The sequence below is a fragment of the Palaeococcus sp. (in: euryarchaeotes) genome (assembly GCF_053987695.1).
Genome location: NZ_JBMXHE010000064.1, coordinates 1 through 21,753, shown reverse-complemented (window position 1 = coordinate 21,753; position 21,753 = coordinate 1). Strand labels below are relative to the sequence as shown.

At 43.9% G+C, this 21,753-nt stretch carries 20 protein-coding genes; 7 read left to right on the top strand and 13 right to left on the bottom strand.

The genetic code is table 11. The features are described from left to right. Positions 1-148: 148 nt before the first annotated feature. The gene (locus ACXJGZ_RS05625; protein ID WP_456321372.1) at positions 149-607 is read right to left on the bottom strand and encodes an Lrp/AsnC family transcriptional regulator; all 459 of its coding nucleotides are present in this window, start codon (positions 605-607) and stop codon (positions 149-151) included. Between the two features lie 203 nt (positions 608-810). Between ACXJGZ_RS05625 and ACXJGZ_RS05620 the strand changes: the two genes are divergently transcribed. Next, positions 811-1,857, top strand: a complete 1,047-nt coding sequence (locus tag ACXJGZ_RS05620) for a Clp1/GlmU family protein (RefSeq protein ID WP_456398531.1) — start codon at positions 811-813, stop codon at positions 1,855-1,857. On the opposite strand, the gene ACXJGZ_RS05615 is transcribed toward ACXJGZ_RS05620, so the two are convergent. From ACXJGZ_RS05615 to ACXJGZ_RS05600, 4 genes are all read right to left on the bottom strand, one after another. Continuing rightward, a complete protein-coding gene (locus ACXJGZ_RS05615) occupies positions 1,850-5,602 on the bottom strand; it encodes a DNA polymerase II large subunit (protein WP_456398530.1) in 3,753 nt (1,250 codons plus the stop codon). The two genes, ACXJGZ_RS05620 and ACXJGZ_RS05615, sit on opposite strands and share 8 nt — an antisense overlap. Before the next feature lie 9 nt (positions 5,603-5,611). Continuing rightward, complete coding sequence (locus tag ACXJGZ_RS05610; protein WP_456321374.1) at positions 5,612-7,513, bottom strand: DNA-directed DNA polymerase II small subunit; 1,902 nt, start codon at positions 7,511-7,513, stop codon at positions 5,612-5,614. Between the two features lie 17 nt (positions 7,514-7,530). Continuing rightward, positions 7,531-8,796: an ORC1-type DNA replication protein gene (locus ACXJGZ_RS05605; RefSeq protein WP_293253110.1), complete on the bottom strand. Its 1,266-nt coding sequence runs from the start codon at positions 8,794-8,796 to the stop codon at positions 7,531-7,533. A 280-nt stretch (positions 8,797-9,076) separates the two neighbouring features. Continuing rightward, positions 9,077-9,697: a DUF8183 domain-containing protein gene (locus ACXJGZ_RS05600; RefSeq protein WP_366515040.1), complete on the bottom strand. Its 621-nt coding sequence runs from the start codon at positions 9,695-9,697 to the stop codon at positions 9,077-9,079. Between the two features lie 753 nt (positions 9,698-10,450). Between ACXJGZ_RS05600 and ACXJGZ_RS05595 the strand changes: the two genes are divergently transcribed. Both ACXJGZ_RS05595 and radA read left to right on the top strand, forming a co-directional pair. Continuing rightward, on the top strand, positions 10,451-11,467 hold the full coding sequence (locus ACXJGZ_RS05595) for a potassium channel family protein (RefSeq protein WP_456398529.1): 1,017 nt from the start codon (positions 10,451-10,453) through the stop codon (positions 11,465-11,467). Between the two features lie 126 nt (positions 11,468-11,593). Further along, the gene (radA, locus tag ACXJGZ_RS05590; protein ID WP_456321377.1) at positions 11,594-12,664 is read left to right on the top strand and encodes a DNA repair and recombination protein RadA; all 1,071 of its coding nucleotides are present in this window, start codon (positions 11,594-11,596) and stop codon (positions 12,662-12,664) included. Between the two features lie 3 nt (positions 12,665-12,667). Here radA and engB read toward each other — a convergent pair whose 3' ends face one another. Next, the gene (gene engB, locus ACXJGZ_RS05585; RefSeq protein ID WP_456326918.1) at positions 12,668-13,240 is read right to left on the bottom strand and encodes a GTP-binding protein EngB; all 573 of its coding nucleotides are present in this window, start codon (positions 13,238-13,240) and stop codon (positions 12,668-12,670) included. Positions 13,241-13,461: 221 nt separating this feature from the next. Here engB and ACXJGZ_RS05580 point away from each other — a divergent pair, with 221 nt between their 5' ends. Next, entirely contained in the window at positions 13,462-14,121 is a 660-nt protein-coding gene (locus tag ACXJGZ_RS05580) for a hypothetical protein (RefSeq protein ID WP_293256913.1), read from the top strand. Between the two features lie 147 nt (positions 14,122-14,268). Here the strand turns inward: ACXJGZ_RS05580 and ACXJGZ_RS05575 are convergent, their stop codons facing one another. The 3 genes from ACXJGZ_RS05575 to ACXJGZ_RS05565 are packed head-to-tail and all read right to left on the bottom strand — an operon-like array spanning position 14,269 to position 15,511. Beyond that, complete coding sequence (locus ACXJGZ_RS05575) at positions 14,269-14,439, bottom strand: preprotein translocase subunit Sec61beta (RefSeq protein ID WP_293256905.1); 171 nt, start codon at positions 14,437-14,439, stop codon at positions 14,269-14,271. A gap of 51 nt (positions 14,440-14,490) precedes the next feature. Beyond that, the gene (gene rpiA, locus ACXJGZ_RS05570; RefSeq protein ID WP_293256902.1) at positions 14,491-15,171 is read right to left on the bottom strand and encodes a ribose-5-phosphate isomerase RpiA; all 681 of its coding nucleotides are present in this window, start codon (positions 15,169-15,171) and stop codon (positions 14,491-14,493) included. Positions 15,172-15,175: 4 nt separating this feature from the next. Next, positions 15,176-15,511 (bottom strand): hypothetical protein, encoded by a 336-nt coding sequence (locus ACXJGZ_RS05565; RefSeq protein WP_293256899.1) that lies wholly within the window; start codon positions 15,509-15,511, stop codon positions 15,176-15,178. A 158-nt stretch (positions 15,512-15,669) separates the two neighbouring features. On the opposite strand from ACXJGZ_RS05565, the gene ACXJGZ_RS05560 reads away from it, so the two are divergent. The 3 genes from ACXJGZ_RS05560 (at position 15,670) to ACXJGZ_RS05550 (ending at position 18,987) form a co-directional block, all read left to right on the top strand. After that, positions 15,670-16,887 carry an inorganic phosphate transporter gene (locus ACXJGZ_RS05560; protein ID WP_456321911.1) on the top strand — a complete coding sequence of 406 codons (1,218 nt, stop codon included), beginning with the start codon at positions 15,670-15,672 and terminating at the stop codon, positions 16,885-16,887. 6 nt (positions 16,888-16,893) lie between these two features. Beyond that, on the top strand, positions 16,894-17,568 hold the full coding sequence (locus ACXJGZ_RS05555) for a TIGR00153 family protein (protein WP_293255437.1): 675 nt from the start codon (positions 16,894-16,896) through the stop codon (positions 17,566-17,568). Between the two features lie 204 nt (positions 17,569-17,772). Continuing rightward, the gene (locus ACXJGZ_RS05550) at positions 17,773-18,987 is read left to right on the top strand and encodes an alanyl-tRNA editing protein (RefSeq protein ID WP_456398528.1); all 1,215 of its coding nucleotides are present in this window, start codon (positions 17,773-17,775) and stop codon (positions 18,985-18,987) included. Here the strand turns inward: ACXJGZ_RS05550 and ACXJGZ_RS05545 are convergent. The 4 genes from ACXJGZ_RS05545 to ACXJGZ_RS05530 form a co-directional block, all read right to left on the bottom strand. Beyond that, a complete protein-coding gene (locus ACXJGZ_RS05545; protein WP_456398527.1) occupies positions 18,980-19,807 on the bottom strand; it encodes a 7-cyano-7-deazaguanine synthase in 828 nt (275 codons plus the stop codon). The two genes, ACXJGZ_RS05550 and ACXJGZ_RS05545, sit on opposite strands and share 8 nt — an antisense overlap. A 22-nt stretch (positions 19,808-19,829) precedes the next feature. Further along, on the bottom strand, positions 19,830-20,735 hold the full coding sequence (locus ACXJGZ_RS05540; protein ID WP_456398526.1) for a radical SAM protein: 906 nt from the start codon (positions 20,733-20,735) through the stop codon (positions 19,830-19,832). Between the two features lie 101 nt (positions 20,736-20,836). Then, entirely contained in the window at positions 20,837-21,271 is a 435-nt protein-coding gene (locus tag ACXJGZ_RS05535; protein WP_456398524.1) for an aminoacyl-tRNA deacylase, read from the bottom strand. A gap of 114 nt (positions 21,272-21,385) precedes the next feature. Next, a partial coding sequence (locus tag ACXJGZ_RS05530; RefSeq protein WP_456398522.1) for an iron-sulfur cluster-binding protein occupies positions 21,386-21,753 on the bottom strand: 368 nt, incomplete at its 5' end.

Sequence of the window (21,753 nt, the reverse complement as noted above, 5' to 3'; positions counted from 1 at the left end):
TCGTAGCTCCCGGAGGAGAATACCCCGAAAAAATGGCTAGAAGAATAGAAAAAACCGGAGTACCAGTCTTCGAAACCGTAGAAGACGGCGTAGACGCCATCAAAGCACTCACAAAATACGGAAAATACTTGGGGGAGTAATTTCCCCCTCACAATGTTTCTAGAACCACATGGGTTATGGTTTCTTTGACACCATCTAAGGAAGCGACTTCTTCCAAAATTTCGTCCAGTTTGGTTTTATCGGCTTCAACAATTAAATCTATATCGCCGGTTACCCTGTGTATTCTCTTGAGCTTGAGCTTCTTTATGGCATCATAAACGTGCTTTCTCTTGGTTGGTTCGATCCTAACAAATATGAAAACATCCCCTTTCTTTTCGCCCAAAAGTTCGAGAGCTTTATCGGTCAGGTCTATAAATCCCCTCCCGGTTCTTATATATCCGGACTCCTTGAGGACTTTTAAATGGTTGCTCAGTGCCTGTCTGGTTATTCCAAGCTCACCTGAGAGCTCATCCTGGGTTTTTTCTACAGTATGTACTTCAATTGTCTTCCCTTCCCTATAGAGCTTCTTGAGAAGCTCAATCTGCCTTGTGGTTAGTGAATGTTCCACACATACCACCCCCAAACACATTAATTTTATCTTTACCAATTTGGGTTATAAGTTGAACACATTAATAAATTTTTTGGTGTATGTAAATGAAGCAATTTGCAAACATTTTGCAAACTTAAGCCCCCACCAATGTCCATACATACATTAAGTGTAGCCTAGTTTTGGAGTTACCTTTTTATATTTTTTGCTTTTGAATTTACAACATGAACAAGGCTAAATTCATAAGCGATGTTCCAGAGGACAGAGCCAACATCATCGAGAGTATTAAGACAAAAAAACCTAGAATAATTTTTGTTATGGGTGATGTGGACACGGGGAAAAGCACATTGGTTGCATATTTGGCGAACAATCTGCTGCATGAATTTAAGATTGCCATAATAGATGCGGATATTGGACAGAAAAGCATACTGCCCCCCGCAACCATAAGCTTGGCATTCCCAGAAAGAAGATTTGGCTCATTTTCGGAGTTAACACCAAAAAAGAGCTACTTCATAGGAAGCACGACCCCAAACCAGTTCTTTGGGGAAGCCGTCGTTGGGCTCAAGCGGCTGGTGGATCTCGCACTCCGGCGTGCCGAGATTGTGGTGGTTGACTTAACTGGATATGTGAGGGGCGCGGGAGAGGAGCTTAAAAGACTGAAGATAGAGGCAATTCATCCGGATTTGATTTTAGCCCTTCAGAGAAAGGGAGAACTCGAAAATATTTTAGCCCCGTTCAAAGATAGAATCGAAATAATAAATGCTGAAATAAGCGAGAAAGTTAAGAGATACGATTTAAAGCAGAGAAAGAAGATAAGACAGGAAAAATGGGAAAAATATTTTGAGAATTCAAAGATTTACACGATCAATCTCAATGACTACAGAATTTCGGGAACACGGCTCTTTAAGGGGAAAGTGCTTGGAGAAGAGGAGATTGAGCTCCTGAGAAAGCTCTTTGGATGGGTTATCCTCTATGGGGAGAAGAACGATAAGTACGTGGTGGTCAAGGGAGGTCCCGGCCAGAGAAGGGACATGATTCATGCAATTGACTTTGAAAAGTTCAGCAACCTTCTCGTTGGGTTCATAGACGGGGAGGGATTCTGTCCAGGTGTGGGCATTTTGAAATGGATAAGCTTCAGGGAAAGAAAAGCAGAAATTTTAACCCCCCTTAAAGAGGAAGAGCTTGGGCAAGTGGAGGAAATCCGCTTTGGAAGGATAAAGGTCAAGGAAGATGGTGAGGAGCTCGGACTCCTCGGAAGAGATGCTATTTAGACTTGAAAAAATCATCAAGGCTAACGGATTTTTTGGGCTTCTTTTTCTCCTCAGCCTTCCTGTACCTCTTAAAGTCTTTGGATGGATTCCATGATTTCCCATTTCCCCCCTTCTCCTTGGGCTCCTCCCTGAGCTTGCCACTCTTTTTAAGTATCATCTTCTGACATACATCCTTCGACGTGGCAACGGGCAGAAACGTCTGCACCTTTGGAAATACATTCTCAAAGAGGCTCTCTATATCCTTTTCCGTTATGCAGATTCTCTGTCTCGTGTAGTCGAGCACGTTAAACTCCGTAACGAGCATCTTTGCCGTCGACAGGTATTTCTCAACGGCACCCTTTGAAACTGTGAGCACTATTTTTCCACCACACTTGGGGCACTTTCCACTTAATGGGGGACGTCTGTACTTCGTGTTACACTTGACACAACGGAATTCCTGTCTCGTGAAGCTCCTCAAATTTCCCCTCAAATCAGGGATTAGATGAGAGTTAATTATCGTCTCGGCGACATGGTGTTCGTCAACGGCTCTAATCTTCCTCGCAACCTCGAGCTGGAGCCTGACCTTCTCCTCCATATCGCCAAGCTGTTTGTACATGCTAAGCTTGGGGCCCAGCGCTATATCGTCGGAATCGTGGGTGAACTTCAGACCCTCATACATCTCAGGTTTTCCAAGCCTATCTTCAACGCGCTCTATAACTTTGACTTCCTTTGGAGATTTGAGCTCATAGGTTGCTTCATAGAACTCCAAGGGGTAATAGCGCACAATATCCATGTTATGGACTTCACTATCAACTTCCCTCGGATCAAGACGTGTGGTAACGACGAGGGGAGCGTCCATCTTTCCGCCGCGCTTTTCGGGGAGATAGTATTTGCTGAAGTTGAGGAGAGCATCCAAAAGGAGCATAACCGCATCTTCGTCGCCATCACAGTTGCGTCTTTTGGCGGCATGATAGTATGGATGAGCATAACCAACGAGAGCGTCAACGAAGCCTATAATCCGCCCAATGGTTCCCGCGGATGTGTGGGGGGCAAGCCCGATAACAAGGTGCCCGACCAGATCCTCCATCCTCTCAGCGTTGTAGAACCTCGGAAGGCCGTAAAACTTCTCAAGAAGGTCATCAATGAAGTTGGCCACCTTTAACATGTATTCGCCGGCAGTCTTTGGAAGTATAACATCCTGAACCCGGAGCTCAAGTATCTGATCCTCGCTCATGAGGGGCTTCCCTTCAAAGTCATGGGTATAACCAAGTTCCCTCAGCTTTTCGACGCTCGTTCCTATCTCCCTGGGGCGGAAGTGGGTTATTGGAGCATCCGTAGCGTCAAAACGAATGGTGCCGTCCTTAAAGACATAGACATCGTTTTTAGCCCTTAAGATCCCCTTCTCAAGAGGCTCTGCCATCTTGTATGCGGAACTCATTCCAAGAACGCCCTTAAGGCGATCAAGAACATTCACCCCCGTGTTCCTCATTGCCGGAACCAGATAATCCGATACTTTGAAAGTATATTTTTTGTAGGGCTTCATTTCAATCTCACACTTTGGACAAACCCTTTCATCCGTAGACTGGTATCCGCATTTTGGGCACGTGTACAGGATTTTGGTCTCGCTTCCACACTTCGGACACTTGGGGAATATGTCAACATGACCGCATTTTGGGCATTTGAAGTGAGCAATCTCGACAGTAGTGCTCTTTCCTGATTCATAAGCCTTATAAATGTCCCTAGAGCTTCCCCCGGCATAACCTATGGGAAAGAGGACGTGGACGGGGGGTTTCATTTTACGTTCCTTAGCCTTCTCGGGTCTTCCCATACGAGCACCAATCCAGCTTATCCCCCTATCCCGGAGCTTTATGGGGCTGACTTCGTTTATGATGTCAATTGGGGTGTAGAATTCCTTGTGCTCAAGCTTTTTCTCCAGATTCATCAGGGGGGTTAGGAGAGCCGCACTCCATGGATATTCGATACGCATCATACCATTTTCAACCCTGTGAGGCAAGCCCAGGAGTTCGAGGGTTCTTTTAATTCTAAAATCGTTAAGAATAACACTCTTGGCAAATTTAATCCCCTTAAAGCTTCCCCATTCGATCTCAGCATTCACGAGGCTCTCTTGAAGATGAATCAACTCCTGAGCTGTTATAGTATTCCAGTAGAGGGTGTAGTAAGGATGGAGCGGAATCCTTAAAACCCTTGAGAGATGCATCGCTTCTTCAATTTTTGGCTTAACCCTCAAAGGATCGTAAAGGAGAGATTTCAAAAAGTCCTTATCCAACTCAATGTAATCCGCGGCTTCCTCCAGAGCCTCCTCATCATTTTCTTCAAAGGGCTTTAGCTCAACTTCATAGATATCCTCAAGGGCTTTGACAAACTCCTGGATCCACCACTCCTCGGCATAGTTTGCGGGCAAAAGGATTTGGTTGTTTTCAACAAAATCGCCAAAGTTCACGAGGGCATCTCCGAGATACAGGATCTCCACGACATCATTTTTAATTTCCAGTGCCCTTTCATAGTCATCCACCCTAATGACACTTCCATCTTTGAGCTTCACTATCGGACCTTCCAAGGTTGTCGCAGGTGTAACTATGCATCCCTTACCCGGCCTCTCGGTTTTCATCTGGGTTCCAACTGCCAGAAATTCGTCTACCAGAATCATGGTGGTGGGGTTTATCGACCATGTTGCAAATCCGCTGGTCCTGGAGCGCCCATATCTCAAACGGAAACCTCCATTGGTTGAGGGCTCCGCAAAGAGGGGCCTTCCACCGATGATTTCCTTGGTGTATTTCTTGTTGGGGGCGATCTTTTCTCTAAACCTCTCATAAAGCCCATAATAAAATCCTCGGCTCACCTCAACTGTTATTTCCTCCCGTTCTTCCGCAATATTTGATTCGTCCTTTTTGCCGCTTTCCTTTGCTTCGACAAATTCCCTGAGCCACTCCCACCCTTCCACATCGAGTTTATCTATGTACTTCAAGAGCTTCTTCGCTTTCTGGAGAACACCCTCAGCCAAAACTAAAATAGCTCCCCCCCTGAGCTGATTTGTCTCCACCCTGGGAAGGTTTCTATATCCGCTAACTTCCACCTGATCCGTGGCTTCACCCGTTATCTCTACGGGAATGTTCTTGATAGCAAGTCTAACCTCATCCGCGCTTGGATGGTACTGAAGGCGGGATACTGCTCTGTGGTAGAGATCGACCTCTTCAACGTATCTCTCTATCTCATCTCTGTCGGGTTTGTACCTATCCAGGTTAAGTTTCTTTCTAACATAATCTCCCACCAAAACGCTCAAAGCTTGGGCGGTTCCGCCGCTGCTCCTGATCGGCCCTGCATAATAGAGCGCTAGGTACTTGCTCCCATCAAAATTCTCTCTTATTTTAACAAAAGCTATTCCTTCAAGGGGAGCGGAAACTATACCCTCCGTGAGAACCGCCAGTGAAGTCCTAACCGCCTGCTCGGCTAACGCTTCTTCACTACCCAGATCGCCGAATTTTCCATCTATAATCTCGTCAACGATTTTGAGTGATGCAAGCTCTTTCCCGTATTCCTTTACGAGAGCCCTGATCCTTTCGGCAACACCCTTTGGTCCCACAAGGCTTTCAACACGTCCTGCCATATCTGTTGCCTGTGGAACTTCTATCTCCATCATGGGGTCTTTTCCTTGAGATCTCGCCTTTTTAGCCACTTCATAGGCTTTATCAATCTCCCTCTGAAGCATTTCAAAATAGGATTTCATATCATCACTGTATATTTCCATAATCTCACCTCAAACCTCACACCATTTGCTGAAGTCTATCACCGTCTTCAAACGGGCGGTTTCCACATCTATTATCGGAACCTTTGCAGGTGTGGGAACTATATTGACCATTTTCTGGAACTCCGTTTGAGCCTGCCATGTTGCACTGTTAAGGAGAAAAACTCCGTTGTAAATCCGGTAATCGAGAACATGAACATGCCCCATCTGGACAAAATCAGGAACGTCCTCTATCACGAGCAAATCCTCCGGATCCGGAGCTATTGGCACCTTCCCTCCAAACGTTGGGGCAAGATGTCTGAGTTTTAAGAGCTCCACCATAGCCTTTGCAGGTTCATGATGGCTCGTCTTTGGAACATTACCTACAACATCCTCTATTCCCCTGCCGTGGGCTATTAAAAACTTCCTGCCGTGAAGATCAAGAAGGGCGGGGTTGCTTATTATTACGGTATTTTTCAGCCTGTAGAGGGGGTATGCGTACTCATCGTAGAACCCCGGCTGTGGAAGTGCCGTTCTTGCGGCATCGTGATTTCCGGGCCCGATAAACATTTGAATATGCTTTGGAACATTGTCGAGCAGATTTGCCAATGCTTCATACTGATCAAAGACATCGGGAATTTCAAGCTCGTTGTATTGTCCGGGATAAATCCCAACACCATCTACAACGTCTCCAGCGATTATCAAATATTTCAAGCGATCAACGATTTCCTCCTCTTCCCTGCTGCCAACATACCCATTGAGCCACTCCATGAACTTCATAAAAGCTTTTTCACAGAACTTATCGCTTCCCACGTGTATATCGCTTATGACTGCAGCATAAACTTTCTCCTCCAGCGGTGGTTTCTCCTTCCGGTAAATGGGAACATCGGGGAGGAACATTCTGTTTGCAAAGAAAATTCCCTTCTTTGAATATACGCCGCTGAAGGCAATTACACTATCCGGAAGAACTTCAAAGGCTTTTTTATAATCCTCCTTATCCCTTCCGATGAAAACCTTAATAACCCCTGTCGCATCCTCAATTTCAAATATAAAGCCCTTTCTGGTTTCCCGCTTTGAGTTCACGAGCCCTATTATCACGATTTCATCATCGTAACCTCCGGTATACCCGAGCCTCCCTATATCCACGACACCCCTGAGTTCATGAGTGTTTCTGATTATCTTGCGCATTTTCCTCAATCTGCTCCTGAACAGGAGGCTATAGGATTTAATTACAATCTCCCCTTCCTTTCCATTGGCATTTTTGGCTTTTGGCGGTGTTAATTTCACATCCTTAACATCAAACAGCACTCTGGCATGGGATTCCATCCCTGCAGCCCTCGGGGCAAATCCCTCCCTCGGAACCACTTTAAAATCTTCATAAACTGAGTAGCTCTTCTTTCCAATCTCCTCCGGTGGCTCCTCTTCAAGAGTTACTAAAACACCGTACTCGCTGTAAGCAGATTTACTCAAAACCCCATTTTCCTCCTCGTCGCTTCCATTTGATGTGAATGCTCCATTGGAAATAGAGCTTTCCCCATTACCGAACTCATCCACGGAGACTTCCACAGCAGCACCAGGGGTTTCGTGGCTTTCTTCATGGATTGCTTTAATCTCCACATGTTTTTGAACCTCTTCTCCAAGTTCAGTGCTTACTTCGACATTTGGTTCGCTCTCCACAGCCTTCTCTTCAATGAGTTCCTGTGGTTCTTCGGGTGGTTGGAGTTCTTTTTCGAGTGGAACACCCAATCCTTTGCTCTTCAGAAAAGCACTCACAACTTTCTCATCTATTATGAAAGTGTCAAACTCCCCTTTGGCAAATTTTATCAGCTCTGCGAGGGAGAAGGCATCGCCCTCATAATGGGGAGCAAGCTCGTAGTAAGCAGTTGGAGTTATTAAATAGTTATTCTTAAGCAGATCCTCGACCAAGTTCTTCATAAGGCAACCCCCGCAATTTAGGAAAGGCCCTCAAATAATTTTTTCTGCCTCGGGAAATCTATGGAGAGGATTGGATGAAGGTGGTAATCTCTTCTAAACATGCTTTTCACTTTAATCGCCGGAATGTTTAGGCGAATTTCTTTTGTTCTTCCATAACGCCCCTTGCTGACGACTTTGGCATTTATGATGCCAAGCATATCGAGCTCATTTATTAAATCACTTACCCTTCTCTGGGTTAAAGGTTCAACATCCATACCCTCACATATTTCTTTGTAAACCACATAAACCTCCCCAGTGTTAGCCGGAAGAGAACCGTTCTCATCGAGGATCACAATGGAGTAGAGAACGAGCTTCGAATGAAGGGGAAGGGTTTTTATCACCTCTTCCATGGTATCGTGCTCGATCTTTTCCTGAGCCTTCCTAACATGTCTCTCAAGGACTTTATCCGCACCCTCACGCTCCGCTATCTCTCCGCTAACCCTCAACAAATCCAATGCCTTCCTTGCATCACCGTGCTCTTTGGCTGCTAGAGCAGCACATAACGGGATGACTGCAGCATCGAGAACCCCATCATTAAAGGCATTCATGGCTCTCTGAGTTAAGATGTCCCTCAGCTGGGAGGCATCGTAGGGCGGGAAAACCACCTCCTCTTCACTCAAACTTGATAAAACCCGCGCGTCCAGATATTCCTTAAACCTCAGATCATTTGAAATTCCAATTATGCTGACCCGTGCATTTTCAAGCTCCGTATTTATACGCGTTAGATTGTACAGTATATCATCGCCATTCTTTTTGATCAGCTTGTCTATTTCGTCCAGGATTATTATCACAAACCTCTCTCGGGCATCTATTATCTCCTTGAGCTTTGAATAAACCTCATCCGTTGGCCAGCCAACCAAGGGTACTTCAAAACCGCTTTCATGCTTGAAATAGTTGACAATATTTGCCAGAACACGATATTGAGTGTCAACAACCTCACAATTGAGATATATGACATCAACCGGAACGGAATACTTTATGGAAGCCTTTTTGAGCTCCTCGGTTATGAATTTTATTGTGACGGTTTTTCCGGTCCCCGTTTTCCCATAAACGAATATGTTTGAAGGAGTCTCGCCTTTGAGGACGGGCACAAGTATATGAGCCAATGTTTCTATTTGCTCCCTCCTGTGGGGGAGCTCCTTTGGAGTATAGCTATGCCTGAGAACCTCTTTATTTTTGAATATCCTCTTTGCATTGAGATATTTTTCAAAAAGTGAGTCCAGATACCTCTGCTCTTCTCCCATCACCACACCTCCACTGGAAATCAAGCCTATTGTTTTTAAAGACATTCTCAATTTTAGTGACTTCTTATCACTTTACGTCCATATTCTGATGATTTTATTGACCATCTGTTCCATTATTATCAGTTATCATTCATTTTATAACGGGCTCCACCCGAAGCACAGGAAACACAGGAAGCAATAGTAATGATGGCTCTCAAGGTTTATATGTTTTATTGGTCAAGTTCTTGTAAATACTTTGAGAAAGGGAGAGAAAAGTTGCTGCAAAGAATGTAGAGAAGATTCATATATAATCCATGCTGACGCCTTTTTCCGGTCGTTTTTGAGATTTGAGGATTTCATCCAGCAGTGCTTTTGCATCTTCCCTGCTCAGACCTACCTTTTTTACAAGAAATAATAGTATATCCTCATTGGATGCACCTTTTGAAAGCCGATCCAAGACCATAAGGGCGATCCTCTCAAAAACAGCTTCCTGGAATTCTTTCTCAATATTAAGTGCAGAAACCATTTCATTTAATCCTATCAAAAGCGCTGTCAACGCATCGTTAAATTCGCCCTTCCCAAGGCTCTTCCTATCCAGATCAACACGAATAACTATCTCCTCATTCATCCCAGACAGAGTGAACTTCAGTAGATTTATCTTCTCATTTAAAAGAAGTAAAATCCGATACATCTTTAGGCGTTCCTGTGACTCCAGCGAAGCGGTTTCAATTCCAGTGGAAATTATTAGGTAAACAAAGTTATCCGAGAAGACAACGTTGAGTAAAAAGGGCATCTTCGGGTGTTCTGCAACATAGTAATTTTCTTTTATCTCTTTTATGCTCCATGGGAGATCCACAATGTCCGTAGCGTCATCGCTACCCGCTTTCAACCATTCAAGAACGTTCTCTTTCAAATATACCACCACATTAACTCCACCTTCATTGTTTATAGGAATTTCCAAATCTGCACTGGAAACGATGCTCCGGGACGAACATAAATGTTCATTGTCTCTTTACCATTGAAAAGGAACAGAAGCACACAAGGGGACATTTCCTGTGAAAACAAAATGAATATTTCTGTACACAAATGCATGTCCATTGGAGCACAAAAATGAACATCTCTGAAAACAATATTGTTAACATTCCAGATATAAGTTAAACAATCGATATACCCCCCACCCCTTGATTTCCACTGGAACCAAGGGAGAACACCGGGTTTGTTGTTTGTTTTGATTTAAACACTCCCGTTATCTCTACGCTTTATAGTATATATACTTTACTATGAACAATGTTCAATATCTTAATAAATTAAATGATAAAAATCCAAAGACTTTTAAAGTTGGTCCCCGATATTCTGAACAAAAATACATTGATAAATATAAACTGGTTTATAAATACGACTTTACAAATATTTTGGGATGAAATAAATCAAGGCTGCATAACCCAGTTCCAGTGGAAATATAACTCTGGGGGGTTGGTGTTTGTAGTGATGATTCAAGTCGAAATTAAACTACACATTTTTGACCAGTATGATTTCCACTGGAAAACTCCCATTTTAACCCCCAATTTTTTGAAACCTCGGTTTTTATGGAGTTTTAACATGTACGTAGGATTCCCGCGGGTGGAAGTGATGGTAACCCTATATGTTTTTAAGAAGTATTATGTAAGATGGAAATATGATCCCAATCTCATTGGTTCGAAGGCTACTTAAGATTAGGGTGAAGCTAAGAAAGAGCAGAGTTATAATGCTTGCAGGGGCAGTTTTGGGGCTTGCGTTGGTGTTTTCGCTGCTTTTTATGTACTTTGAAGAGAAAGATTTTGTATCTGCTTTCTATTGGGCAATAATAACAATGGCCACCATAGGTTATGGAGACATAACACCTCAAACTTTTGGGGGTAGGATTGTAGCAATGATTGCTGCCGTGGCGGGCATATCCACTTTCACCGCTCTGGTTTCGATTTTGGCGGAATATTTTATTTCATCTTCATTGAGGAGGATGATGGGGATGCAGAAAGTAAAGTTCAAAGGGCATTACGTTGTTATCGGGCGAAATGGGAGTGTTTTAAGTTGTGTTCTGGAGCTTAAGGATGCCATTAACGGGGGCCAGGCTGAGAATAAGCCCATTGTTGTTATTCTACCCGATGAGGAAGAGAAGAAAAAGCTTCCGATGCCGGGAGATGTTGAGGTGCTCATAGGAGATCCAACAAACATTGAAACCCTGAAGAGAGCCCGTGTTGATCGTGCTTCGCATGTAATCCTCGCACTTGAAGATGATTCGAGATCTGTTTTTGTTACATTGATGATAAAGAAATTATCAAAGGCAAAGGTCTTTGTGGAAGTGCTGGGTCATGAGAGCGTTGATCTAATTAAGCAGGCAGGTGCTGATAGGGTGATTACAAGCAGAACCTTGGCTGGCAGATTGCTCGCAAGTGCCATCTTTGAACCGGAGGTTGTGGATGTTATAGAGGATATCACGACTTCCTCCGGAAACTATGATATAACAATTTTGGAGTTCCCTCACCTCACAGGAGCTTCCTATAGGGAAGCCTTTGAGCAGATGTACTCAAAGGGATATTTCCTGCTCGGCTATGTTTCCGAGGAGATAAGGTTGATGCCCCCTTTAAATGAGATCATACCTGAGGGTGCAAAGCTAATCGTGATGAGACAGGTTTACGGGCAAGGAGACCATTAACCGTGCCATCGATGGAGCTATTTTTCGTTTTGGCTTAGTTAATCCCTTTATATCCCATTGGGGGAAAAGTATATAATTCTTTATGCCCTTCAACTTATTTGATGTCAGGCTCATGGGTGATAAGAAATGGCGAGAAAAAAGAAATCTGATGATATTAAAGAGCTCGAAGAGTTTGAGGAAGTTCCGATTGAGGAGGAATCCAACCTGGAAGATATTGTTGTAGCTGAAGTTGTTAAAGCAAAGAAATCCAAGGGAAAGAAGGTAGAATCACTTGAGGATCTTCCGGGTGTCGGACCCGCAACCGCTGAAAAGCTTAGGGAAGCGGGTTATGATGCCATCGAGGCAATAGCTGTCGCCTCTCCGCTGGAACTTAAGGAAGTTGCCGGTCTAAGTGAAGGAGCCGCTTTAAAGATAATTCAGGCTGCCAGAGAAGCGGCAAACATTGGAACATTTGTTACCGCGGATGAGTATTATAGAAAGCGCCAGACGATAGGGAGGATAACTACAGGCAGCAAGGCGCTTGATAAACTTTTGGGGGGAGGTATTGAAACTCAGGCTCTCACAGAAGTTTTTGGTCAATTCGGGAGTGGAAAAACTCAATTAGCACATCAGCTCTGTGTAAATGTGCAGCTGCTCCCGGAGGAGGGAGGTCTTGGAAAGGGCGCCATATACATAGATACGGAAAACACCTTCAGACCCGAGAGAATAAAGCAAATTGCCGAATTGAGAGGTCTGGATCCGGAAAAGGTTTTGAAAAATATATTTGTCTCCAGGGCTTTTAACTCAAACCATCAGATGTTGCTCGTTCAAAAAGCAGAAGAGCTCATTAAGGAGCACGGTATTGGTCTGGTAGTCGTCGATTCCCTCATGGCTCATTTTAGGAGCGAGTACATAGGCAGGGGCTCCCTCGCCGAAAGGCAGCAGAAGCTTGGGAAGCATCTCTCAGATCTCCACCGCATAGCCAATTTATATGATCTCGCGGTCTTTGTGACCAATCAGGTTCAAGCAAAACCAGATGCATTCTTTGGGGATCCAACGAGGCCAATAGGTGGACATATATTGGCTCATTCGGCGACTGTTAGGGTTTATCTAAGGAAGGGGAAGGCGGGGAAGAGGATTGCACGTTTGATAGACTCGCCTCATCTTCCGGAAGGAGAAGCGACATTCAAGATAACTGAGAAGGGAATAGAGGATTGAGTTTTATTCTTTATTCTTTCTTTTTTGATATGTGCGCTCGAGTATTCTTTTCATGAGTTCTGGAAGATTTGTTCCAAACTTTGCGGAAACAGGTACGAAGAGGTCTTTATAATCTTCCCAATCCCCGTTTAATCCAAATTTCCATACAATTCGGTTCATCGTGGCGTTGACATTTTTCATCTTATCCAGCTTGTTAACAGCAACTATCGTGGGAATCCCGAGCTCTCTTAAGAACTGAAAGAACTCCACATCTATTGGTATTTCCCCCCTCTTCTCCCATCTCTCAATTATCTCCAGCGTGCTCTTTCCATCTATCACGAGAACCGCAAGCTCTATCTCTTCCGTATTTTCTTCTATAAACCGGACTATCTCCCTTTTAACTCTCTCTTGGACTTCTTTCGAAACTCCGCTCATGAATCCAAAACCAGGCATGTCAACGATCCTCTTGTTTCTCCACCTGACTTCGACAGGTTTTCTGGTAACTCCGGGTCTCTTCCCCCTTTTAACCGCTTTTCCGGTTAATCCGAATATGAGCGTGCTCTTCCCGACATTCGATCGCCCTACAAAAATTATCATATTCCCTCACCAAATGCAGGTATGTCTTTACTCTTTTAAAGTCTGATGATGCTGGGTGGTTCCATAAATAGTGTATTAACCCGTTGATTGGGGCATTAAAAAGCCCAATTACTCTTAAATCCACCCATCCTTACGAACCCAACGGCATCTAAAATCTCTGCGAAAGGTTTTTTACTTTGAACCCATTAAATGTTAACATCAAAAACGTTGTGGTGAAGGTTATGGTGGAGACATCTCAGGAAAATCTGCTGGTCAATAAATTTTTGATATCTCTGGTGGATGGCAAGATTTTGGGCTTTGTGACGGGGATAACCGTGGAAGTGCAGGAGGATAAATTCTATTTCATCATGAAGGTAAAGGCACTTGAGAACGTTGGAAAAACAGGGGAATTCCACCCGGGAATGTTTTCTACGGAGAAAAAGACAAGAATTGCGCCGGAGGATATAGTCAGCGTTGGAAATGATGCGATTATAATCGGGGGTGGAAAAGTTCCCCCCGTAAAGGAGATAGAGCGTCTGGTTCAGGTTTCAAATGAGTACTCCATACTCACAAAGGAGCTTGAATCGAAGGAAAAGGTAATTCAGCAGCTAAAAGAGGAAAACACAATACTTTCAAAGCAGGTGAGTGAGCTGGAGCGGGAATTAAGGAGATATCAGGTTTTGAAGGAGGATTTTGAGCACCTGAAGGAGCAGCTCATAAAGCAGGAAGGGCAGCTTGAAATGGCCCGGGAGTACATAAAGCTCCTGGAAGGGCTGAGGCATGATATAGATGCAATAAAATCAAATGTGGAAAAGCTAACGACGGGATACCTTGAAGAAGCGGTCAGAAGTATAGTAAATGAAGAGCTCAATGCAAGAGGTTTAAAGAAGAGCCTCCTGTGATTTCTTTTTTAAATTTGAAATTTGATATTGTTATGGTAACCGTGCTTGGCAATGGTATGATTTTATCCTCTTTTACTAGCATTATCAAAAGAATTATCCTTATCCTAACAGCGCCTTAAATTTAAAGTTTAAGTTTAAATTAAAAAATCAGCCGAATATCTGTGTTCCAAACGCATGGAGCAGAATTTCTATTGCAACGAATATCAGCACTATGGCTATCGCCCCTTTGGGACTTACTTTTATTCCTGGAGTATCCTCATCAAAGAACCTCATCAAACCAGCGCCTGTTGGCGGAAGGGTGCTCTTTTGCCTTGCCATATTATCACCTACCTTTATCTTTAGATTCTCCCGAAACTTATAAAAGTTTTGCTACCTTTCCAGTTTTTTGACCCCCTCTTTCGTTGCCACGAGGACTATGTCCGCTATATCGGAGAATATTCCATTTTCAACTACGCCCGGAATGTTGTTTAGCTCTATCTCCATATCCAAGGGATCCTCTATTCTCTCAAATTTTGCATCGAGTATGAAGTTTCCATTGTCCGTTATGACAGGCCCGTCCTTCTTGGAGCCCAATCTAAGCTCAGCGCTTGCATTGAAAACTTCTATCTCTTCAGCTATTGCCCTCCATGCGGCAGGAATGACCTCTATCGGGACCGGCATCTTTTGCCCTAGGTAATCAACAAGCTTGCTTTCATCTGCGAGTACTATGAAGGTTCCCGCCCTGTAATCAATGATCTTTTCCATGGTTAAGGCAGCACCACGCCCTTTTATTAAATTGAGCTGTGGATCCACCTCATCAGTACCATCAACGGCAATGTCTATTGCATCCACCTCATCTAGGCTGACTATTGGTATGCCGCTTTCTATGGCTAAAAATTTGGCTTGGTGGGAAGTTGGGACACCGTACACCTCCAGCTCTTCCTCCATTACAAGCTTCCCAAGAAGGCGAATAAAATGGGCAGTGGTTGAACCGGTACCTAGTCCAACAACCATCCCATCTTCCACGAACTTTAGAGCCTCCCTTGCCACCATTTTCTTGAGCTCTTCCATCTTTTCACCCCGTCATGTTCTGGATCATCTGATAGAGGAGCGACTTCTCGGGATTGTAGAACTTTGGCTCAAAGCCCACCACGAGGTTGTATGTCAGCACCCAGAAGTAGAACCAGAAGAGCAAAAAGCTCCAGAGGCTTCTCTTCCAGATGAGCCTTTCCTCACTCATCTCATCCGGGAGCTCTTTTATGACATTTAGTATAATTTTCGGCATGATCATGTAAACCACAATTCCGAGAACTGCTCCCGCCATAACATTCTTTCCGGCAAGTCCGCTCAATACTCCCGCAACAGAGCCAAGGGCGTAGGTCATGATAGTTATCTTGTTATTCACATTCACTCTTTACCACCTAAGCCACTCTCTTTTAAAGTGTTTAAAATTCTTTCCCCATAAAATCATGCCCTGGATATATAGCCTATATATTTCTATGCATGTCCGTATAGTCTACTGCGGCAAACTATTTATTTATATTGCTAAAGGGGAGTACGGTGGTGTGAATGCTGGCAGATCCATGGCTCTTCATAACCATAGTGGTCGGTCTCTTCATGGCATGGGCAATTGGAGCTAATGATACTGCAAATTCAATGAGCACGGCGGTGGGTGCCGGAGCAATAACTCCAAAGCAGGCGGTTTTGATAGCCGGTGTTCTTGAGTTTACAGGTGCTTACTTCTTTGGGAAGAGCGTCACGGAGACGATAAGAAAGGGAATAATTGATTCATCTCAAATCACAGATCCAAATGTGCTCATCTATGGCTCAATAGCAGCTTTATTGGCTGCGGCGCTTTGGCTCTTGATAGCCACGAAGTTTGGGCTTCCTGTTTCAACCACCCACTCAATTATTGGTGGTATTGTGGGTTACGGTATAATATATGCTGGGACTTCAATTGTTAACTGGGGAAAATTAACTCAGGTCGTTTTGAGCTGGATTTTATCTCCGATATTTGGAGCAATAATGGCATTTTTCGTCATAAAACTTGTCTCCAAAACCATACTCCAGCAAAAGGATCCAATAGAGAGCGCCAAAAAATGGGCGCCTGTGTGGATAGGGCTTGCATTTGTCGTTATGGGCTCAATGTTTTATATAAAAGTCATGCATGGAAATTCCCTCTTTATTGCAGTGAGCAAATATGGGGTGGCGGCTGGAATTGGAGCTTTTTTGATAAGCTTTGCACTTCTGAGGAGAAACTTCGAAGCAACAGATCCATATTGGGGGGCTGAAGCAATATTTAGAAAAGTTCAGGTGCTAACCTCTGCTTATGTTGCCCTTTCCCATGGTGCAAATGATGTTGCAAATGCAATAGGACCTGTTGCGGCTGTTTATGCAGTAGCAACTATGGGTTTGGCGGGGATGAAAGTTCCTGTTCCAAAATGGATTTTAGCAATGGGTGGTTTGGGAATAGCTGTTGGAGTTGCGACATATGGATACAGAGTTATGGAAACTGTTGGAAAAAAGATAACGGAACTCACAAACACCAGAGGATTTAGCATAGATTTCTCCGCTGCAACGGTGGTTTTAATAGCCTCTTGGTTGGGACTTCCAGTTTCAACCACACACACAGTTGTAGGGGCTGTTATAGGTGTGGGACTGGCAAGGGGAGTAAAAGCAATAAACAAAGACATCGTTAAGGATATAGTCATATCATGGTTTGTCACCGTGCCTGTAGCAGCTATAATCGGGGGAATTGTGTTTAAGATACTAATGGTATTGGGGTGAAAAACAATGCAGGTTTGGAGCAAACTCTTCGCGAAGAGTCCCTTTAAACCGCTCATAAAGCATGCGGAAGTTGTTATCCAGACGGTTGAGACATTGGAAAAAGCCATTGAACTCTGGGAGAGAGGAGAATACGAGACCATGAGAGAATACGCAAGGAAGGTAGACGATCTTGAGGACTTTGCCGACAGGATAAAGGAGGAAATAAGGGATAGCCTGAGCTCAAAACTATTCATGCCCGTCAATAGGGGTGATATCCTGCGTTATCTCCATATGCAGGATAAGATAGCTGATGCTGCGGAGGATACTGCAAAGTGGCTCTTGGTAAAAAAGCCGGATGGCATTCCAATGGAAGTTAAGAAGTGCATATCGGAGATGGCGGGAGAAAGTATCAAAGCAGCCAAGCTTGTATACGATGCAATAGTTCAGATGGATATCGTCATTGAAAGCGGATTCAGTGAAACGGAGATTAAAAAGGAGTATGAAATAGTAAAAGCAATTGAGAGCGTTGAGAACAGAATAGATGATTTTGATACGAAGCTCATGCAGTATGTATTTGAGCATGAAGAAGAGATAAGCTGGGGGATGGGAATGTACATTTTAAACATTGCGAGAACTTTGAGCAACATATCGGACAAAGCGAAGGATTCGGCGGAAAGGATTAGGCTAATGATGAACAAGTAGCTCAGAGATCACCTTTCCTTCTTCATCTTTCCGTTCGCCCATCAATCATCATCGCTCAATTAAAATTTTCTGAAAGGTATTTAAATATTCTCTCTAAATAATTCTGGCGATGATGAGCTGTCACCGGGCGGAGCGGTGAAGAAAGTAGCCACACCTGAGCTATCTTTTTAACTTTTAGAGTCAACTATTTTTTGGGTGAGTGCAATGACTATTAAGCTCTTTTACGATGATGCCTACCTCAAGGAGGTGGCTGCAAAAGTTGAAGCGGTTGAAGTAAATGGGAAAAGAATCCGGGTAAAGCTCGATAGGACTATTTTTTATCCCGAAGGGGGAGGACAGCCATCCGATAAAGGAGTGATCAAAGGAGAAGGCTTTAGGATTGAAGTTGAAAAAGTCTATGGAGAGGAAGAAATTTGGCATGAAGGGCTGTTAACGGGGAGGAAACCAGAAATCGATGAAGAAGTGCTTTTGGAGCTCGATTGGGAGTGGAGATATGAAAATATGAGGCAACACACGGGCCAACACATTCTCTCAGCAGTACTTAAGGATATGTATGATAGTGATACTACAGGCTTTCAGATTTTCCCAGAGTACAATAAAATAGAGATAAACTTTGATGGTGAATTAACATGGGAACACGTGCTTGCGGCGGAGCTCGAGGCAAATGAAATAGTGTGGGCGGATTTGGGTGTGAAAACCTCTTTCTATGATAAACTTCCCGAGGAGATGATCCCTAGAAAGCCCCTTCCCGATAAAGTAAAAGGGAGGATAAGAATAGTTGAGATTCCGGGAGTTGATGTTATCCCCTGCGGAGGCACCCACGTAAGGAGAACCGGTGAAGTGGGATTTATTAAAGTCCTCAATTTTTACAGGAAAAGCAGAAATATCTGGAGAATAGAGTTCGCATGCGGCTACAGGGCATTGATACAGCTCGAGAAGATTTTAAGGGACTACTGGCATTCTCTGGATGAGATGCCCAATAAGAACAGACCCCTCGTGGAACGTGTGAAGGAGCTTAAAAGTGAGAAGGAATCTCTTGAAGGGGAGAAGAAGGCTTTAAGGCTGGAGCTATGGGAGTGGAAGGCTAGAACTCTTTTAAGAGAAGCTCCCGAAGTTAAAGGTATAAAAGTGGTTTCTCATATAGAAGACGTGAATATGAAGGATGCTCAAGCATTTGCAATATATCTCGTGGAGAAAAATCCGGGCACAATAGCTCTCATTGCTGGAGAGAATTATGTCCTTTTTGCAAAGAATGAGGGTATTGAAGGAATCTCCATGAAGGAGCTTTTGAGAAGAGTTCTTGAAAGAACCGGCGGCGGTGGGGGAGGAAGCGATAACCTCGCTAAAGGTGGAGGGTTTAAAGCCACACCAGAAGAGATTCTTAAAATCGCGCTTGAAGAGCTTAAGTCACTTATTTGATCATTTCTTCTTTTATTCCAAGTTTTTCGTAAACCATGAGCTTCATTTCCCCTGGAATCTCTGGCTTTTTGACCTTCTCCAATGCCCTTTTTCTGTCCATAAGTCCATATCTCACCAGAGCGGCAATTCTTCGCGTTTCAAAGCTGTAGCCCCTTCTCTCATAGTATCTCTCCAATGCGGCTCCTATTATGAGGCAATTCGTGGTATATCCATGTAGTTCCGGGAACTTAAATGGGAGCTTCCTTAAAATTCTAAAGCGCTCTTCTTCGTTCATGAGAGTTAGGAGTCTTATCTGAAGTATCCCTCCCTTAAGATGCCTGTATGGGTGGTGTCCAAAGGGTATTTCATGTCCCGTTAAAATGTACCTGATGCCCTTTTTGAGTGCATATTTGCGGAGCTTTTCCATGGTTCTCTTCGAGCATGCCCTGCATGGTGATTGTGCCTTTAGGAGGGCAGTTCTGAAGATGTCGGAGTAGTCATAGCGGAGTATGGTTAATGGGACATTCAGGTATTCCGCCACCCTTCTGGCGTTCTCTATGGCTTCCTTTGCAATAAATCCGTTATCTATCATAACAGCTTCGACATCCACCTGATATTTCTCCTTTGCCAGATATAATGCGACCGAACTATCCTTGCCTCCAGAAAAGCCGAGGATTGCCCTATCCACCTCATTCATTAAATCATCTAGCTCTTTCCTTATTTTCCCTTTATTTGGAGGATGAGCTAGAAAATCCTGACACTCCCGGCAGAGGGGTTTTCCATCCACTATATCTATTTTTCCTGTTCTTTCATCGTGGATGCAGAGTGAACATCTGAGCATGTAGGTAGAAATGAGGAGAGGTTTAAAAAGATGTTCTTTTCCTCTTCACAAGGGGTGCAACATCCCTGGCAACTCTGTTTGCACCGTAGAGGGTAATTGCATCGAGTGTCTTATATATGGCCAGCTGACAGCCGCTTATGCGGACATCTATGTGTTTTTTAGCTTCCACGGCCACCTTCAGATACTCCTTCACGCTTTCAGCCCTTTCAAAGTCAAGCCCCGCTTTTTTTAATCGCTCCTCATTGAGTCTGTGAATTGTAAGCGGCTGTAGCATCATCTCATCTATGCCCAGCGAGGCTGCAAGCTCGGCTATCCTCGGGATATCCCCATCATTAATGCCGGGCATGAAAATAGTTCTTACGACGGAGCGGACGGATTTATCGGCGCCAACTATTTTAAGAGCGTTAATGACATTTTCAAAGGTGTCCGCCTTGGTTATCATCCTATGCTTTTCTCTTGAAGCGGCATCCAAACTAATCATTACTAGGTCAAAGTCAAGCTTTCTCCACAGCTCCTCCGTTAATAGAGAACCGTTTGTTTGAAGGTCTAAGCGTGCATTGGGGAATTTCTCCCGGAGCATTTTATTGACTTCGACTATTCTCGGTGAAATTAGGGGTTCGCCATATTGAGAAACCGTAATTGCATGAGGATTCTCCCACCCATAGTATCCCGGTTTTGGCACCTTTCCCATCTTCAGGGCGACGTTTGAGTAACAGAAGATGCAGTCATGATTGCACGCCGGTGTGAGCTCATAAGAGGGATGATGGACTGGATTTTCTATGTTCAAATCAAGCCCCTGACACCCCTGGCAGTGTGTTGGTGGTTGCAATTCATCCACGAACTTTTTTAATGAGCGTGCCTCCTTATTTTCCAGAATCTGGGGCTCCATGCCCATTTTTCTCGCAAATTCTTCCCATGAGTACTTCATACATCTCACCCAATGGCCGTCGGTGAAAGGGGTTAAAAATGTGAGATACTGTCAGGATAAGCAATGAAAGTTAAGTTTAAGTTTCTGACACATTGCCGTGATTATTCTCTAATCTCAATTATTTCGGCTTTCTGATACTCGACTATCTTTTTTGGACTAAGTTTGCAGAGTTTGTCTATTCTTCCACCCCCACCAATCACAAACTCATTTTCAAGAACCCTAGGATCCACAATTGTTTTAATCTCAATTCCCACGGGGGAAACTCCCCCAACTTCAAAACCGGTTACCTCCTTAACTTCTTCCGGAGTGGCTAACCTAACTTCTCCAAAGTGCTGCTTAATTTTTTCAAGGCTAACTTTTGATTCACCATCCACTATTGCTAGTATTGGCCCTTTTTCAGATATCAGCACGATGGATTTTATTATCTGCCTTGGAGAGGCTTTTGTAGCCTTCACAGCCTGGGTCACAGTCTTCACAGGTTTTCCCACGTTAATAATCTCCCCTCCCAAAGACTCCACAATTTCCTCAAGCCCCATAGCAACCCCTTACAAACTGACACTCCAGACTTTTTAAAGCTATACCAAGATAGTTCCCAAATCATATCAGAAACCTTATCCTGACAGTATCAAAATGTGATGGAGCAAAAATGATTAAAATGTGGCAATTCTCCCATCAGGCAGTCTCTTGAACTTCCCTAACTCTGTCTCCTTAAGCTCCTCTCCATAAAAAACAGGCCCGTCCTTGCACACCAAGTACTTTCCAAGAGCACAAGAGCCACAAACACCAATGCCGCACTTCATGTAGCGCTCCGCCGAAACTTGGACGTTCTTGAAGTCCATGATTTCCAAAACCTTTGCCATCATTATTTCTGGCCCGCACGTATAGACCTGCTCAAACTCGTCCTTTCTCTCCGCTAGAACGTCCGTTGGGAAGCCTTTAATGCCTAAGCTCCCATCGTCTGTGGTGAAAACTATTTCATCCACGTATTTTTCTATATCGAGCATTGCAAACTCATTCT